This window comes from Pseudomonas sp. NPDC090203 (assembly GCF_044746765.1).
GTDB classification, from domain to species: Bacteria; Pseudomonadota; Gammaproteobacteria; order Pseudomonadales; family Pseudomonadaceae; genus Aquipseudomonas; species Aquipseudomonas putida_AD.
In genome coordinates this window covers 156,287-172,370 of sequence record NZ_JBIVCV010000010.1, presented here as the reverse complement: position 1 = coordinate 172,370, position 16,084 = coordinate 156,287, and the positions used below count along the sequence as shown (strand labels likewise).

The 16,084-nt window shown below is 61.4% G+C and carries 16 protein-coding genes; 11 read left to right on the top strand and 5 right to left on the bottom strand.

The window, feature by feature from the left end:
• Nucleotides 1-59: 59 nt before the first annotated feature.
• Together ACIPO9_RS18530 and ligB are read right to left on the bottom strand one after the other, a co-directional pair.
• Nucleotides 60-464 carry a DUF1090 domain-containing protein gene (locus ACIPO9_RS18530; RefSeq protein ID WP_400782666.1) on the bottom strand — a complete coding sequence of 135 codons (405 nt, stop codon included), beginning with the start codon at nucleotides 462-464 and terminating at the stop codon, nucleotides 60-62.
• Between the two features lie 58 nt (nucleotides 465-522).
• On the bottom strand, nucleotides 523-2,208 hold the full coding sequence (gene ligB / locus ACIPO9_RS18525; protein ID WP_400782664.1) for an NAD-dependent DNA ligase LigB: 1,686 nt from the start codon (nucleotides 2,206-2,208) through the stop codon (nucleotides 523-525).
• Nucleotides 2,209-2,407: 199 nt separating this feature from the next.
• Here ligB and ACIPO9_RS18520 point away from each other — a divergent pair, with 199 nt between their 5' ends.
• Nucleotides 2,408-3,028 (top strand): LysE family translocator, encoded by a 621-nt coding sequence (locus tag ACIPO9_RS18520; protein WP_400782662.1) that lies wholly within the window; start codon nucleotides 2,408-2,410, stop codon nucleotides 3,026-3,028.
• A gap of 69 nt (nucleotides 3,029-3,097) precedes the next feature.
• Here the strand turns inward: ACIPO9_RS18520 and metK are convergent, their stop codons facing one another.
• Nucleotides 3,098-4,288 carry a methionine adenosyltransferase gene (gene metK / locus ACIPO9_RS18515; RefSeq protein ID WP_274131600.1) on the bottom strand — a complete coding sequence of 397 codons (1,191 nt, stop codon included), beginning with the start codon at nucleotides 4,286-4,288 and terminating at the stop codon, nucleotides 3,098-3,100.
• Between the two features lie 18 nt (nucleotides 4,289-4,306).
• Nucleotides 4,307-5,302 (bottom strand): metalloregulator ArsR/SmtB family transcription factor, encoded by a 996-nt coding sequence (locus tag ACIPO9_RS18510; protein WP_274131599.1) that lies wholly within the window; start codon nucleotides 5,300-5,302, stop codon nucleotides 4,307-4,309.
• A gap of 29 nt (nucleotides 5,303-5,331) precedes the next feature.
• Between ACIPO9_RS18510 and ACIPO9_RS18505 the strand changes: the two genes are divergently transcribed.
• The 10 genes from ACIPO9_RS18505 to ACIPO9_RS18460 all read left to right on the top strand — a co-directional run bounded on the left by ACIPO9_RS18505 (nucleotide 5,332) and on the right by ACIPO9_RS18460 (nucleotide 15,373).
• Nucleotides 5,332-5,577 carry a hypothetical protein gene (locus ACIPO9_RS18505; RefSeq protein WP_400782659.1) on the top strand — a complete coding sequence of 82 codons (246 nt, stop codon included), beginning with the start codon at nucleotides 5,332-5,334 and terminating at the stop codon, nucleotides 5,575-5,577.
• Complete coding sequence (gene tkt, locus ACIPO9_RS18500; protein WP_274131597.1) at nucleotides 5,561-7,561, top strand: transketolase; 2,001 nt, start codon at nucleotides 5,561-5,563, stop codon at nucleotides 7,559-7,561. The genes ACIPO9_RS18505 and tkt overlap by 17 nt, the downstream gene beginning before the upstream one ends.
• Nucleotides 7,562-7,713: 152 nt before the next feature.
• Complete coding sequence (gene epd, locus ACIPO9_RS18495; RefSeq protein ID WP_274131596.1) at nucleotides 7,714-8,763, top strand: erythrose-4-phosphate dehydrogenase; 1,050 nt, start codon at nucleotides 7,714-7,716, stop codon at nucleotides 8,761-8,763.
• A gap of 18 nt (nucleotides 8,764-8,781) precedes the next feature.
• On the top strand, nucleotides 8,782-9,945 hold the full coding sequence (locus tag ACIPO9_RS18490; protein WP_400782657.1) for a phosphoglycerate kinase: 1,164 nt from the start codon (nucleotides 8,782-8,784) through the stop codon (nucleotides 9,943-9,945).
• A gap of 28 nt (nucleotides 9,946-9,973) precedes the next feature.
• Nucleotides 9,974-10,201, top strand: a complete 228-nt coding sequence (locus ACIPO9_RS18485) for a hypothetical protein (RefSeq protein WP_274131594.1) — start codon at nucleotides 9,974-9,976, stop codon at nucleotides 10,199-10,201.
• A gap of 99 nt (nucleotides 10,202-10,300) precedes the next feature.
• Nucleotides 10,301-10,624, top strand: coding sequence for an MliC family protein (locus ACIPO9_RS18480; RefSeq protein WP_274131593.1), 324 nt, complete (start codon nucleotides 10,301-10,303; stop codon nucleotides 10,622-10,624).
• A 124-nt stretch (nucleotides 10,625-10,748) separates the two neighbouring features.
• The gene (fba, locus tag ACIPO9_RS18475) at nucleotides 10,749-11,813 is read left to right on the top strand and encodes a class II fructose-bisphosphate aldolase (protein ID WP_274131592.1); all 1,065 of its coding nucleotides are present in this window, start codon (nucleotides 10,749-10,751) and stop codon (nucleotides 11,811-11,813) included.
• A 230-nt stretch (nucleotides 11,814-12,043) separates the two neighbouring features.
• Nucleotides 12,044-13,063, top strand: a complete 1,020-nt coding sequence (locus ACIPO9_RS18470; RefSeq protein WP_400782654.1) for a PdxA family protein — start codon at nucleotides 12,044-12,046, stop codon at nucleotides 13,061-13,063.
• A gap of 71 nt (nucleotides 13,064-13,134) precedes the next feature.
• The gene (locus ACIPO9_RS18465) at nucleotides 13,135-14,013 is read left to right on the top strand and encodes an alpha/beta fold hydrolase (protein ID WP_400782652.1); all 879 of its coding nucleotides are present in this window, start codon (nucleotides 13,135-13,137) and stop codon (nucleotides 14,011-14,013) included.
• Between the two features lie 91 nt (nucleotides 14,014-14,104).
• Nucleotides 14,105-15,373 carry an MFS transporter gene (locus ACIPO9_RS18460; protein WP_400782649.1) on the top strand — a complete coding sequence of 423 codons (1,269 nt, stop codon included), beginning with the start codon at nucleotides 14,105-14,107 and terminating at the stop codon, nucleotides 15,371-15,373.
• A 68-nt stretch (nucleotides 15,374-15,441) separates the two neighbouring features.
• On the opposite strand, the gene ACIPO9_RS18455 is transcribed toward ACIPO9_RS18460, so the two are convergent.
• Nucleotides 15,442-15,918 carry a thioesterase family protein gene (locus tag ACIPO9_RS18455; protein ID WP_400782646.1) on the bottom strand — a complete coding sequence of 159 codons (477 nt, stop codon included), beginning with the start codon at nucleotides 15,916-15,918 and terminating at the stop codon, nucleotides 15,442-15,444.
• Nucleotides 15,919-16,084: the final 166 nt, after the last annotated feature.

Sequence of the window (16,084 nt, the reverse complement as noted above, 5' to 3'; positions counted from 1 at the left end):
GCAAGTCGTGCGCGGTGTTGGCGTGGCTTGCGGCTTGAAGCTTATGGCTTGCAGCTTTCTTACTCGTCGTCTTCATCGGGCTGGATCTGCTCCAGCTTCTGCTGTTCGTCCTGCAGCTCCTTGCGCGATTCGGCCAGTTTGTCCTTGCGCTTGTTGATCTTGTCGGCGTCGCCTTTCTTCATCGCCTTGTCCAGGTCCGATTGACGCTTGCCGACTTCCTGCTTGGCCTCCAGCACTTTCTTTTCCTGTGCCTTGATCAGGCTCGCGTCGGTGCAGTGCTCGGTGTTCTCGCTCAGGGCTTTTTCCAGGCCCGCCTGTTGATCGCTGTTCCCGGCGGTCTTGGCCTGCTCGATCTGCGCCTGAATGTCCGCGCGCTTGGCTTCGCACAAAGGCTCGGCCGCCATTGACGGCGCCGCCCATATCCCGCAGACGGTGACCATCAGCAGTGATGACAAGAATTTCATGAACGCTCCTTGAAAAAGATGCCCGGACAGACGACATGAAGTCCGGGATGAAAAGTGACTAAAACCCTTTGATACCCCGCTCGCGCAGCTTGCCACTCAGGGCCTGCACGTGCGGGTCTTGAAAAAATGCCTGCAACTGCACCGCACGTCCCGGGCCAATGCCGGGTTCGGCCTGCCATTGGGCAACGCTGCGGGCAGACAGCTCGGACCACGAACCGCCCAGCTGCGCGCCCGCGACCGGCGGCAAGCCGAGCGCTTTGAGCCAGATTTCGAAGCTTTGTTCGCCTGCGCCCTGAAAACTCTCCAACAGTCTAGCGCTGCTGCGCTCTCCCAGGCCGGGAATGTTAGCAAGCTGTGCACCGTCGAGGTGCATCCAGTCCAGCAGTCCGTTGATTTTTCCGGCCTCGATCAGCTTGTCCCAAGTGCCCGGTCCTACACCGGTCATGGCCAGGCCCTGCTTGCCACCGAGCCACTTGAGTCGCTCGCGGAACTGGCTTTCACAACCAGAAACCGGCTGCCAGCAACTGAGCGCGTGATAGTCGGCGGTGTTGGGGATGGTCAACGGGGTGCGCTCATCGCTGCGGGTGACGACGCCGTCCAGGCGCGGGATCGTCAGCCCTGCAAGGCTGATGGCGACCTGATCGCCGGGGCGGATGTCCAGCGTCTCCCAGCGTTTGAACGAGCCGACGCTCACCCGGCTGACGTTTCGGTCATCCAGTGTCAGCGGTTCGAGCTCCAGCACCGGCGTGATCTTTCCGCTGCGTCCGACGTTGAAATGAACGCTTCGCACCTGCGCCAGTATTTGTGCAAGCGGATATTTCCACGCCGCAATCCAGTAAGGCGCCCTGGCCCGCCAGCGCTCCGCAGGCGGGCGCTGGCCTTCTCGAATCACGACGCCATCGGAGGCAAAGGGCAGGGCGTGGGTGTACCAGAACTCACGCCAGCTTTTGGCCTGGGTGATGCCTGATACCGGTTCGCTGAAGCGCTGGCTGTCGGTGAAGCCAAGCGCGTGCAGTCCGGCCATACGCTCGCGCATGCCCGCCGGCCCCTCTGGCCAGTCCCAGACGAACAGCCCAACCTGCGCGCCTTCCTCTTCGCTGATCGCCTTGCGCGCGAGCAGGCCAGCGACCTTGCTGCGAGCATTGGCGCTGCCGGCTTCGGCCTGCTTGTGATCGGGCAGATTCCAGTACAGCTCGCCTTGCAGCACCAGTGTCGATTCCCACGCCAACGAGGGCGGAATCGCCTGGATCTGATGGGCGTGCCCGGTCCAGTCCTGCCCGCTGACGCCGTCGCCACGGCTGATGAGCCTGGCCAGCTTGCCTTTCTCGTAGACCAGAGTGACCGCAACCCCGTCCACTTTCGGCTGAATCCACAGGTCGCTCCGCCCGCTCATCCAGGCCTGCACGGCGTGTTCGTCGGGCAGCTTGTTCAAACCTGTGTGGGGGATAGGATGCAGTATCGGGCCTGTCGCAGTCTTGAGCGGGTTTTCGTCCTTGGGTGCCTGTTGGTCAAAACACTTGCGCAGCTTGCCCAACCGCTGCACGGCCTGGTCGTAAAGCTCGTCGGCCACCAGCGAGACGCCCTCGCGATGATAGGCATCGTCCCAGCGCTCGATCTGTTGCTGCAGTGAGCGGATTTCACTCTCGGCCCGACCCCCGGGCCACTCGGGGCAGGGCTGGGCATTGGCGAAGCTGACTGAAAGGGCGATCAGCCCACCGACCATGAAGCACAGGTAACGCAGCATCGAAGCATCCTTGCCTGAACGAGTGGGCAGTCAGGCTAAGGTTTCGGCGCCAGGCTTGCCCGGCAGTCTGGTTACAGGCTTTTTCGGCTGCCGGTACAGTTGGGGCCGTTTTCGCTGCCTGGCTGTCCCTTGAGCCGATTCGGCGAGGGTGCAGAATGGGGTCTCTTATGTGTGTCAGAAAACAACAAGGAGATTCTCCGTGAACCTGTCGACACTCCTGGTCTTTATCCCTGCCTGCTTCGCCCTGAACATGGCACCCGGTCCGAACAACCTGCTGTCGATCAGCAATGCCTCACGCTACGGATTCATGCGGGCGTGCAGCGGTGGCCTTGGGCGGCTGCTGGCATTCGCGATCATGATTGCCCTGGCGGCGGTGGGGCTGGCGGCAGTGCTGCACACCTCCGAACTGCTGTTTCACGCGATCAAGATCGTTGGCGCCGCCTACCTGTTCTATCTGACGGTGCAACTCTGGCGCGCCAATGGGGATTCGCCTGTGGATGAGGCGGCGGGCTCGGTCGGGGTAGGGCGTCTGGCGCGGCAAGAGTTTCTGGTGGCCATCGGCAATCCCAAGGCGATCCTTCTGTTTACTGCGTTCTTGCCGCAGTTCGTCGATCGTTCCGGGGTGATCACCACACAGTTCGCACAGTTGGGTGCGATGTTCCTGGCACTGGAGTGCGTTGCCATCGCCCTGTACTGCTATATGGGCGTGTATGCCCGGCGGCTGTTCGCCAAGCCCAGCGGCAAGCGGCTGTTCAACAGGATCTGCGCAGGCTTGCTGGCCAGCGCCGCCTCGTTCCTGCTGGTGGCACGCAGGGGGTGACACCCACGAAAAAGCCCCTGACGACTCTCATCGCCAGGGGCTTTTTCTTACAACAACCGCTAACCCGTATTACAGGCCTGCAGCAGCGCGCAGGGCGGCAGCGCGGTCGGTTTTCTCCCAGGTGAACGTGGAGAAGGTGTCTTCGCCCACGGTCTTGGTTTCCGGCGTGCGGCCGAAGTGGCCGTAGGCTGCGGTGTCCTGGTACATCGGGTGCAGCAGGTCGAGCATCTTGGTGATTGCGTACGGACGCAGGTCGAAGTGCTCGCGTACCAGCTGGATGATCTTGTCATCGCTGATCTTGCCGGTGCCGAAGGTGTTCAGCGAGATCGAAGTCGGTTGCGCGACGCCGATGGCGTAGGAAACCTGAATCTCGCAGCGCTCGGCCAGGCCAGCGGCAACGATGTTCTTGGCCACGTAACGACCGGCGTAGGCAGCCGAACGGTCAACCTTGGATGGATCCTTGCCGGAGAACGCGCCGCCGCCGTGACGGGCCATGCCGCCGTAGCTGTCGACGATGATCTTGCGGCCGGTCAGGCCACAGTCGCCCACCGGGCCACCGATGATGAACTGGCCAGTCGGGTTGATGTGGAACTGGGTGTCCTTGTGCAGCAGCTCGGCTGGCAGCACGTGCTTGACGATCAGTTCCATCACGCCGTCGCGCAGGTCGTTGTAAGACACATCCGGGTTGTGCTGGGTCGACAGCACGATGGCGTCGATACCGACCACGATGCCGTTCTCATAGCGGCAGGTGACCTGGGATTTGGCGTCCGGGCGCAGCCAAGGCAGCAGGCCGGATTTACGGGCTTCAGCCTGGCGCTTGACCAACTGGTGCGAGAACGCGATTGGCGCAGGCATCAGCTCTGGAGTTTCGTTGCTGGCGTAGCCGAACATCAGGCCCTGGTCGCCAGCGCCCTGATCTTCAGGCTTGGCGCGGTCAACGCCCTGGTTGATGTCAGGGGACTGCTTGCCGATGATGTTCATCACGCTGCAGGTCGCGCCGTCGAAGCCGACGTCGGAGCTGGTGTAGCCGATGCCGCTGATCACGTCGCGAACGATCTGCTCCAGATCAACCCAGGCGCTGGTGGTGACTTCGCCTGCCACGATGGCTACGCCGGTCTTGACCAGGGTTTCCACGGCCACACGGGCGTGTTTGTCTTGGGTAATGATGGCGTCCAGCACCGCATCGGAGATCTGGTCGGCGATTTTGTCCGGATGCCCTTCGGACACGGACTCGGAGGTGAAAAGGGAGTATTCGCTCATCTCGACAATTTTCCTGTGTTACCGATGGTGAGTGTCGCCAGCCGGTCGCTGAAAGTGGCGGACCTGGATCTGGAAACCATTACGTAAACCTATGTACAGACTTTCTCCGGGGACCAGCCCCGCAGCGATGGCCCAGCGGGCCAGGTCTTCCTGTTCGAAACCCAACCAGAGATCGCCACAGGCTTCCTTTGCCCAGCTCTGGTCGTGGCTGCACAACTCTGTCACCAAGAGGCTTGCGCCCGGTCGCAACAGGTTGGCCAGTTGTTTGAGTGCTTCGGCCGGCGCCGCAAAATGATGAAGCACCATATTCAAGACGACGCAGTCAGCCGAAACATTAGCGTCGGTCAATGCATCGGCCAGTTTCAGCTCGACATTATCCAGCGCCTTGCGCGTGCAGATGTCTCGCGCCAGATCGAGCATGGCGGGGCTGTTGTCCAGCCCTGTGACATGCCCGAAGCGCTGCGCCAAGTCCGGCAGGAAACCGCCGTCACCGGGCCCGACTTCAACGGCCGTGGCGCCTGCCTCGAAACTCAGTTTGTCCAGCAGCGACAGCAGGCTGTCGCGGTATTGCGGCAGTCCTGCGATCAGGTCCTGCTGGGCACGAAATTTCTCTGCGGTCCGTGCGAAAAAGTCCTGGCTGGCGTTGGCGCGTTGGCGATGGACCAGGCCGATACGGGCCTGGACATCGTCGGGAAGCGTCAGCTCATCGACCTCTTCAAGCAGTGCCGCGTGCAGCTTGCCGCCGAATAAATCGGTGTGGGGCAGGGCGCGGCGATAGAAGATCGCGTTGCCTTCCCGGCGAGTTGCCACCAGGTCCGCCTGGGCCAGCACCTTGAGGTGATGACTCATGCCGGACTGGCCAATGGCGAAGATCTGCGCCAGTTCCAGCACGCCGAACGAATCGTTGGACAGCGCGCGCAGCACGTTCAGGCGCAGCGGGTCGCCGCCGGCCTTGCACAAGGCAGCCAGTTCATCGCTTTGCTCGGGGCTGATGGCGGACGCAGGAATACTCATAGGGCTGGCAGTCTAGATACCGATCCGGGATGCTGCAAGGGCAATATCAAAAAGTTTTGATATTGGTCGATGGGTGGCGACGGGCTGACGCCGTGATTGCGCCGTTTGCGGGCGCAAGTCCCTTGCGAGTGAAGAAATATCGCCTGCAAGGCAGGAAAATCGTGCTTCGGGATGTATCTGTCATTGCCCCCAAGGCAGTGCCTGAGGGAAAATGGCCGCCTTTTTCAGATCCCACTTCTTTGCCCCAGGAGATCAGCGATGCCCAGCCGTCGTGAGCGTGCCAATGCCATTCGTGCCCTCAGCATGGATGCCGTGCAAAAGGCCAACAGCGGCCACCCAGGAGCCCCTATGGGCATGGCGGATATCGCTGAAGTCCTGTGGCGCGATTATCTGAAACACAACCCGAGCAACCCGCTGTTCGCCGACCGTGACCGGTTCATCCTGTCCAACGGCCACGGCTCGATGCTGATCTACTCGCTGCTGCACCTGACCGGCTACGACCTGTCGATCGACGACCTGAAGAACTTCCGTCAACTGCACAGCCGCACCCCGGGCCACCCTGAATACGGCTACACCCCGGGCGTTGAAACCACCACCGGCCCGCTGGGCCAGGGTTTCGCCAACGCCGTCGGTTTCGCTGCCGCCGAGAAGACGCTCGCCGCACAGTTCAACCGTCCTGGCCACAGCATCGTCGACCACCACACCTACGTGTTCATGGGTGATGGCTGCATGATGGAAGGTATTTCCCACGAAGTCGCTTCGTTGGCCGGTACCCTGCGCCTGAACAAGCTGATCGCCTTCTATGACGACAACGGCATCTCCATCGATGGCGAAGTCGAAGGCTGGTTCACCGATGACACGCCAAAGCGCTTCGAATCCTACGGCTGGCTGGTGATCCGCAACGTCGACGGCCATGACGCCGACGAGATCAAGACCGCCATCGAAACCGCTCGCAAGAGCGACAAGCCGACCCTGATCTGCTGCAAGACCACCATCGGTTTCGGCTCGCCGAACAAGCAGGGCAAGGAAGAGTGCCACGGCGCTCCGCTGGGCAACGACGAAATCGCCCTGACCCGCGCTGCGCTCAAGTGGACTCACGGCCCGTTCGAAATCCCGGCCGACATCTACAAAGAGTGGGACGCCAAGGAAAAAGGCCTGGCGGCCGAGGCCGAGTGGGACCAGCGTTTCGCTGCCTACTCCGCTGCTTTCCCTGAGCTGGCCAACGAGCTGGTCCGTCGCATGAGCGGCGAGTTGCCAGCTGACTTCGCCGAGAAATCCGCTGCCTACGTGGCTGAAGTCAACGCCAAGGGCGAAACCATCGCCAGCCGTAAAGCCAGCCAGAACGCCCTGAGCGCCTTCGGCCCGCTGCTGCCCGAGTTCCTCGGCGGCTCGGCTGACCTGGCAGGTTCGAACCTGACCATCTGGAAAGGCTGCAAGTCCATCACCGGCGAAGACGCCAGCGGCAACTACCTGCACTACGGTGTGCGTGAGTTCGGCATGGGCGCGATCATGAACGGCATCGCCCTGCATGGCGGCTTCGTGCCATACGGCGCGACCTTCCTGATCTTCATGGAATACGCCCGCAACGCGGTGCGCATGTCCTCGCTGATGAAAAAGCGTGTGATCTACGTGTTCACCCACGACTCCATCGGCCTGGGCGAAGACGGCCCGACTCACCAGCCGATCGAGCAACTGACCAGCCTGCGTTCCACGCCGAACCTGGACACCTGGCGCCCGGCCGATGCCGTGGAGTCGGCAGTGGCCTGGAAACACGCCATCGAGCGCAACGACGGTCCTTCGGCCCTGATCTTCTCCCGCCAGAACCTGCCTCACCAGGCACGCGATGCGCTGCAACTGGAGAACATCAACCGTGGTGGCTACGTGCTGCGTGACTGCAACGGCGAGCCTGACCTGATCCTGATCGCTACCGGTTCGGAAGTCGGCCTGGCCGTTCAGGCGTTCGACAAACTGACGGCCGACGGCAAGAACGTACGTGTGGTTTCCATGCCGTGCACCAGCGTCTTCGAAAGCCAGGACGCGCTGTACAAGCAGTCGGTCCTGCCGCTGGAAGTCAGTGCGCGTATCGCCATCGAGGCTGCTCACGCCGACTACTGGTACAAGTACGTCGGTCTGGAAGGCCGCGTGATCGGCATGACCACCTTCGGCGAGTCGGCCCCTGCGCCTGCGCTGTTCGAAGAGTTCGGCTTCACGCTGGAGAACGTCATCAGCACGGCTGAAGAGCTGCTGGAAGACGAGTAACCGACGCGCGCCCCCTTGTAGGAGCGCGCTTGCCCGCGATTGCGTCGTGTCATCCACCACAGGTGTCACTGACATGTCGCAATCGTCCGGGTGCGGCCCAGGCCAAGCGCGCTCCTACAGGTTCTCTACCACTCAAGCTTTTGAGAACCCCCATGCCAGAGTCACGCCCTTACAAAGTTGCCCTCAATGGTTACGGTCGGATCGGCCGCTGCGTGCTGCGCGCGCTGTGCGAGCGAGGGGCGAAGGCGGGCTTTGAAGTGGTGGCGATCAACGATCTGGCCGACATGGCCAGTCTCGAATACCTGACGCGCTTTGACTCCACACACGGCCGGTTTCCCGGCGAAGTGCGGGTCGAAGGCGATTTTCTGCACATCAACGATCACGTCATCAAAGTGTTCCGCAGCGAGACGCCGGAAGGCATCGACTGGAACGAACTGGACGTCGATCTGGTGATCGAGTGCTCGGGTGTCTATCACACCCGCGCCGACGGCGAGCGCTTCCTGGCGGCCCGCGCACCCCGTGTGCTGTTCTCCCATCCGATGGCGAGCGAGGCGGATGTCGACGCCACCATCGTGTACGGCATCAATCAGCAGAAGCTGACCGGTGACGAGCTGCTGGTGTCCGCTGCGTCCTGCACCACCAACTGCAGCGTGCCGTTGCTGGACCTGCTCAACCGCGAGCTGGGCCTGGATTACATCACCATCACCACGATTCACTCGGCGATGAACGACCAGCCCGTGATTGACGCCTATCATCACGAGGATCTGCGACGCACGCGTTCGGCTTTCCAGTCGATCATCCCGGTGTCCACTGGTCTGGCGCGCGGCATCGAGCGGCTGCTCCCGGAACTTGCCGGCCGAATTCAGGCCAAAGCAGTTCGTGTGCCGACGGTGAACGTCTCATGCCTGGACATCACGATGCAGGTCAGGCGTGACACCGACGCGGTCGAGATCAACCGGATTCTGCGCGAGGCTGCCACAAGCGGCCCGCTAAAAGGCCTGCTGGCATACACCGAATTGCCGCACGCCAGTTGTGATTTCAACCACGACCCTCATTCGGCCATCATCGATGCCAGCCAGACCCGGGTTTCCGGTCCAAGGCTGGTCAACGTGCTGGCGTGGTTCGACAACGAATGGGGTTTTGCCAATCGAATGCTGGATGTCGCCGATCACTATCTGCGCAGCATCAACAAACAACAGTAATAAACACAGGAACACCTCATGACCGTGTTGAAGATGACCGACCTCGATCTGCAAGGTAAGCGCGTACTGATCCGCGAAGACCTCAACGTTCCGGTCAAGGATGGTGTCGTCACCAGCGACGCACGCATCCTGGCATCGCTTCCGACCATCAAGCTGGCGCTGGAGAAAGGCGCGGCTGTCATGGTCTGCTCGCACCTGGGTCGCCCGACCGAAGGCGAGTTCTCCGCCGAGAACAGCCTCAAGCCTGTGGCCGATTACCTGAGCAAGGCCCTGGGTCGCGAAGTACCGCTCATCGCCGAGTATCTGGACGGCGTCGAGGTCAAGGCCGGCGACATCGTGCTGTTCGAAAACGTGCGCTTCAACAAGGGCGAGAAAAAGAACGCCGACGAGCTGGCGCAGAAGTACGCCGCTCTCTGCGACGTCTTCGTGATGGACGCTTTCGGCACCGCTCACCGCGCCGAGGGCTCGACCCACGGCGTCGCCAAATTCGCCAAGGTCGCGGCTGCAGGCCCGCTGCTGGCCGCCGAGCTGGAAGCACTGGGCAAGGCCCTGGGCAACCCGGCCAAGCCAATGGCCGCCATCGTTGCCGGCTCCAAGGTCTCCACCAAGCTGGACGTGCTCAACAGCCTGAGCGAGAAGTGCGACCAGTTGATCGTCGGTGGCGGCATCGCCAACACCTTCCTGGCCGCTGCTGGCCACAAGGTCGGCAAGTCGCTGTACGAGCCAGACCTGCTGGACACCGCCCGCGCCATCGCCGCCAAGGTCAGCGTGCCGCTGCCGGTTGACGTTGTGGTTGCCAAGGCATTCGCCCAGGATGCAGAAGCCACTGTCAAACTGATCGCCGACGTGGCCGACGACGACATGATTCTGGACATCGGTCCGAAAACCGCCGAGCACTTCGCCGACTTGTTGAAATCTTCCAGGACTATCCTGTGGAACGGCCCGGTCGGCGTGTTCGAATTCGACCAGTTCGGCAATGGCACCAAAGTGCTGGCCCAGGCGATTGCCGACAGCTCGGCATTCTCCATCGCCGGTGGCGGCGATACTCTGGCAGCCATCGACAAATACGCTGTGGGCGAGAAAATCTCCTACATCTCCACCGGTGGCGGCGCGTTCCTCGAGTTCGTCGAGGGCAAGGTATTGCCTGCCGTGGAAGTTCTGGAACAACGCGCCAAGGCCTGATTATCAGGCCGTGGTGAAGGGGAATGACATGGTCAAGCCATTACCGCTGTTAATCATGGCGGGTTTGCTGGTCGGCTGCGCAAGCAAGCCTGAAGCCCAGACGGCGCTCAACGGCGCGCCGGAACAGCTTCAGGTCAGCTGCTATCAGGCTGGCTGGCAGGCTGAAACCGTACCGATCGTTTACAAGCGTGGCGGTCCTGAAGTCTGGGAAAAGTACGATTTCATGCCCGCCGTGGGACCTGTAGCCTGTCGCTGAATCTGAACTGACGGCGCCAGGGTGCATCTGAAACAGAACGGCCCCAGACTTACCGGGCGTTGACGCGAGTCGCGTCCGGCAGGGGATCCAGGAGTGGTAATGAAAGGCTTGATTGCCCTTGCGACACTGATGCTGCTGGGCGGTTGTGCCAGCATGAAGGCTTCCGAACCGGCCGCTGCCTGGACCCACTGGGTCTGTGACAGCAAGGCCGAGGTTTACTGGCGCTACGCCGACCCTGCGAAGAAAGAGGTCGATGTACGCCTGAACCAGAGCGAGCAGGTGTTCCGCTTGCAGGCAGCGCCCGGTGCTTCCGGCGCGCTTTACAGCAACGGCGTACTGGCGTTCGACAACAAAGGCAGCGAAGGCCTGGTCTACTGGGACGCTACCAACGATTTGATCGGTCGCGGCTGCAAGGCGCCATAAGGCACCTGGCGGTTCGAACGATGCAACACCGGGCGCCGCCTTTGCCGTGCGCCCCTATAATTTGAAGAGCTGCCGTTACGGCAGGCACACGCGATTAACGACCCTACCGGGAGAGAGACAGACAATGGCACTTATCAGCATGCGCCAGATGTTGGACCACGCAGCCGAATTCGGTTATGGCGTTCCGGCATTCAACGTGAACAACCTGGAACAGATGCGCGCCATTATGGAAGCGGCCGACAAGACCGATTCCCCGGTGATCGTTCAGGCTTCGGCCGGTGCGCGTAAATACGCAGGCGCCCCGTTCCTGCGTCACCTGATCCTGGCGGCAATCGAAGAATTCCCGCACATCCCGGTGGTCATGCACCAGGACCACGGCACCAGCCCTGACATCTGCCAGCGCTCCATGCAACTGGGCTTCAGCTCGGTGATGATGGACGGCTCGCTGGGCGTCGACGGCAAGACCCCGACCACCTACGAATACAACGTTGACGTGACCCAGCGCGTAGTCGCCATGGCCCACGCCTGCGGCGTTTCGGTAGAAGGTGAGCTGGGTGTTCTGGGCTCGCTGGAAACCGGCATGGCCGGCGAAGAAGACGGCGTTGGCGCCGAAGGCGTGCTGGATCACAGCCAGATGCTGACCGACCCTGAAGAAGCCGCTGACTTCGTGAAGAAGACCAACGTTGATGCCCTGGCCATCGCCATCGGCACCAGCCACGGTGCTTACAAGTTCACCAAGCCGCCTACCGGCGACATCCTGGCGATCGAGCGCATCAAGGAAATCCACAAACGCATTCCGAACACCCACCTGGTGATGCACGGTTCTTCGTCCGTTCCTCAGGAATGGCTGAAAATCATCAATGAGTTCGGCGGCGACATCAAGGAAACCTACGGCGTGCCGGTCGAGGAAATCGTCGAAGGCATCAAGCACGGCGTGCGCAAGGTCAACATCGACACTGACCTGCGTCTGGCGTCCACCGGTGCCATCCGCGAATTCATGGCCAAGAACCCGAGCGAGTTCGACCCGCGCAAATACCTGGCCAAGACCGTTTCGGCCATGCGCGACGTCTGCATCGCCCGTTACGAAGCTTTCGGCACCGCAGGCAACGCTTCGAAGATCAAACCGATCTCCCTGGAGCGCATGTTCGAGCGTTACGCCAAAGGCGAGTTGAACGCCAAGGTCAACTGATCATTATTTGATCGGTTTATCGACAGGAAAGAGCCCGCAGCGATGCGGGCTTTTTTGTGCCCGGGATTTGACCATTGAATGTCTGCCCCTCGCTGTTACCTGGACAAGTGGGAGTGAGCTCAAAACCACACTCCGTGAATTGCCCGGCCACGTTTTGCACGTTGTTGCGAACGGGCGCAGGACTAGGATGGGGATCACTACAAAAACAAAACCCGACCGGAGAACACCTGATGAAGCCTTTGATTGGACTTATGCTCGGTGATGTCACAGGCATCGGCCCGGAGCTGGTGGTCAAGCTGTTGTCGACACCCCAGGCGCGTGAGCGGGCTGACGTGGTGATCATCGGCGACGAGCGTGTCCTGAAGCTGGGGATGCGCGATGCAGGCCTGACAATTCCCTACACCGTCATCCCGACCTTGAGCGACGCCGATCACAGCAGCGAAGCGGTCCCCCTGCTGGACCTGCACAACATTGACCCTTCGTTGTTCGAGCGCGGTCAGGTCAACGCCGAATCCGGCCGCCTGACTGGCGAAACCCTGAAAGTGATGACTGACCTGGCACTGGCTGGCGAACTGGACGGCATCTGCTTCGCACCGCTGAACAAGGCAGGCCTGCATCGCGGCGGCTGGAATTACCACGACGAGCATCAGATGTTTGCTGCCTGGACCGATCATGTCGGCTATTTCGGCGAAGTGAACATCATCCCGCAGTTTTCCACCTTTCGTGTCACGTCCCATGTTGCCTTGCGCAAAGCCGTCGATATGGTCCAGCCGGATCGCATCGAGGGCGCACTGCAACTGGCTCACGACACCTTGAAGGCGCTCGGCAATCCCACCCCGCGCATTGGCGTTGCCGCGCTCAACCCGCACAACGGCGAGAACGGCCTGTTCGGAGACGAAGAGATCACGATCATCCGCCCGACCCTGGAAAAGCTGCGCGCCAGGGGCTTGGCCAGCGAGGGGCCATTCCCCTCCGACACCGTGTTCATCAAGGCGCGCAACGGCGATTTCGACGCGGTGGTGATCATGTACCACGACCAGGGCCAGATCGCGACCAAGCTGCTCGGCTTCTCCCAAGGCGTGACCCTGACCGGCGGTTTGAAAACGGTCTACGCGACCCCCGCCCATGGCGTGGCCTACGACATCGTCGGCACCGGCAAGGCGGACGTGGGCGCGATGGCCGCAGCCTTTCGCGTGGCCACGGACAACGCCGCCGCCCGCAAGCTCAAGCGCGAGGTGGCCACCGCATAAGGACAGGGAATTCACCCGGTTGGTAAAGGACGTTCGTACTCAAGAATAAAACCGATAAAGAGGCTGGCGATATGTTCGAGAATTTCACCAAAACAACCGTCAAAACCAGCGGCGCCGAGATCGTCACGGTTGTGGGCGGCGAAGGTCCACCCCTGTTGCTGATGCACGGCAACCCGTTCAATCACCTGTCCTGGCACAAGATCGCACCGCGCTTGGCCAGGGATTTCACCGTCGTCTGCACCGACCTGCGCGGCTACGGCGACAGCTCCAAACCCGAAGGCGGGGGCGACCATTCCGAGTATTCGTTCCGCGCCATGGCGCAGGATCAGGTCGAGGTCATGCAGTCGCTGGGCTTCGAGCAGTTCAACGCCGCAGGCCATGACCGCGGCGCCCGCGTGTTGCATCGCATGTGCCTGGATCACCCGGAAAAGGTGCTCAAAGCAGGCTTTGTCGACATGCTGCCGCAGCATCACTTGCTCAACAACGTCACCCGGCAGTGGGGCAAGTTTTCCTGGCACTGGTTCTTCATGGCTCAGGATTACCCGACGCCTGAGCGGATGATGGACATGGACCCCGAGTTCTTCATCCTGCGCAAACTCTCCAAAACCGCGCAGGGCACCAGCTTCTTCGGTCCCGAGGCGCTGGCCGATTACATTCGCTGCATCAAGAACCCGGCCACCACTCACGCCATGTGCGAAGACTACCGGGCGACCTTCGGGATCGATCTGGACATGGACACCGCCGACTTCGAGGCAGGGCGCAAGGTCCACACGCCATCGTTGATTGTGTGGGGTGAGAAGGGCGGCGTGGGTCGCAACCACAACGCCGCAGAAGTCTGGGGCCGTTACGCGACCAACATCGTGCAGACGGCCACCGTGCCCTCAGGTCATTACCTGCAGGAAGAATGCCCCGACGAGACCTACGAGGTGTTGCAGGGCTTCTTCAAGTAAGTCGCAGCCGTATGCAGTAGCGACGCGAGCGGTCTGACCCACGCCGGGAGGACCGCTCGTTCCACGATAAAGACAAGAACAGGTGGAAAAAATGTTACCGACTCATGCGCAAAAGCGCAGGGCGACACTGACCTTCGTGTTGCTTTGCGTGATGGCTTTCATCATGTACGTCGACCGCACCAACCTGGCGGTCGCCGCTCCCACCATCAGCAAGGAACTGGGCTTCAGCAACACCAACCTGGGCATGATGTTCTCGGCCTTCGCGGTGGCCTACAGTTGCTTCATGATCCCCGGCGGCTGGCTCAGCGACCGCATCGGTTCACGCAAGGCAATGCTGTTGTATGGCGTGATCTGGTCAGTGGCGACCATTGCCACAGGCCTGGTCAGTGGGTTGGTCGTGCTGGTCATCGCCCGATTCGTGGTGGGCGTAGGTGAAGCGCCGATCTATCCAACCGCCGCACGCATGATCGCGCGGGCCATTCCGATCACCCAGCGCGGCACTGCTCAAGGCGTGATGCATGCGTCCGGGCGGCTGGCCAACGCCCTGGCGCCGCTGATCGTGACCTTTCTGATCCTGCAGTTCTCCTGGCGCATGGCGTTCATCATCCTGGGCGTGCTGACCCTGATCTACATGTTCGCCATGTATTTCATTCTCGGCGAGTCGAAGAAGCAGGTCGAAGCGGTCGTCATGGAGCCCGTTCGCGCACCGACGCCGGTGCACTGGCCGACGATGCTGCGCAAGGTCTGGCCGGCTGCTGCGACCTGTTTCTGTCATGGCTGGGTGTTGTGGTTCTTTCTGAACTGGATTCCGTCGTTTTTCACACAGCGTTACGGCATGGATCTGTCGAAAACTGCGCTGTTTTCCACATTCGTGCTTTTAGGCGGGACCGTCGGAACAGCCGTCGGCGGGATGCTCTCGGACTGGCGCTTCAAAGTGACGGGCAACAAGCTGCGCTCGCGCAGGGACTTGATCATCTTTGGCTTTCTGGCGTCGATCATCGGGCTCATCCCGCTCATGTTCACGCAAAACATCTACATCTGCGCAGCGGGCTTGAGCTTTTCGTTCTTCTGCTCGGAGCTGGCCGACTCGCCGCTGTGGGTGATCGGCACCGAGGTGTCCCATGAGCATTCCGCGACATCGAGCGCCTGCACCTTTTTCGGCATGGCAGTGGCCGGGGCGGTGTCGCCGGTGGTGATCGGCTGGCTACTGGATGTGACGGGGACCAACTGGATGGCGGCGTTTTCGGCTTCGATAGTGGTGGTGTTGCTGGGGCCGGTGCTGGCGATGTTCATCAAGCTGGATGACGAACCGGGCGTCAGTGTGGCGCCTTCTGTGCCTGGGAAGCGTGTGGCTGCGTAGCTGGTCTGTAGCAGTCCGGCTTGCCGGCGGGGCGCCCTCAGGATCGCTCCCGCCGGTAGGCCGTGCTGCTACTTTTTCGGCAAACCGATGGTGCGACCGGTGTAGGCCGGGGCCGGTTGGTCGTGCTGCGCTTCGGTGAGCACCCGTAGGGCTTCCAGTGAATGCTCGCTGAATGGTGCGGATTTCGGGCCTGCCGCCAGATCGACGTGCAGCAACATCTGGTCGCTGGCCGCCAGCTCCTCATCGCCGCCTGCCTTGTACAGGCTGTGATAGAGCTGAACCCGTTTGAGGTCATGGGCGACGATCTGCGTACGAACCTCGACCTCTTCGCCGAGCTTCACCTCGTGCAGGTAATTGATGTGTGCTTCCAGTGTGAACAGCGAGTTGCCGCTGGCGTCCCGGTCGTCGCTGGCCAGCCCGATTCGGTCCATGAAGGCATCGGTGGCGTAGCTGAAGATCAGCAGATAGAACGCATCGCGCAGGTGGCCGTTGTAGTCGACCCAGTCCTGGAGGATCGGGGTTTTGTAGGTGGTCAGAGCGGGCATAGTCGTTACCGGATTCAGTCTGTAGTTCCTGGATGGGCCGGACGGGCCTCGTCGCGGGGGGGGGGGGGCCCAACAAAGCAATGGTTTTAATGTTGGTGGGCGCGGTGCCCCCCCCCCCCCGCGGGGGAAACAAACAAGAAGGGGAAAAACAACAAAACCCAACCAA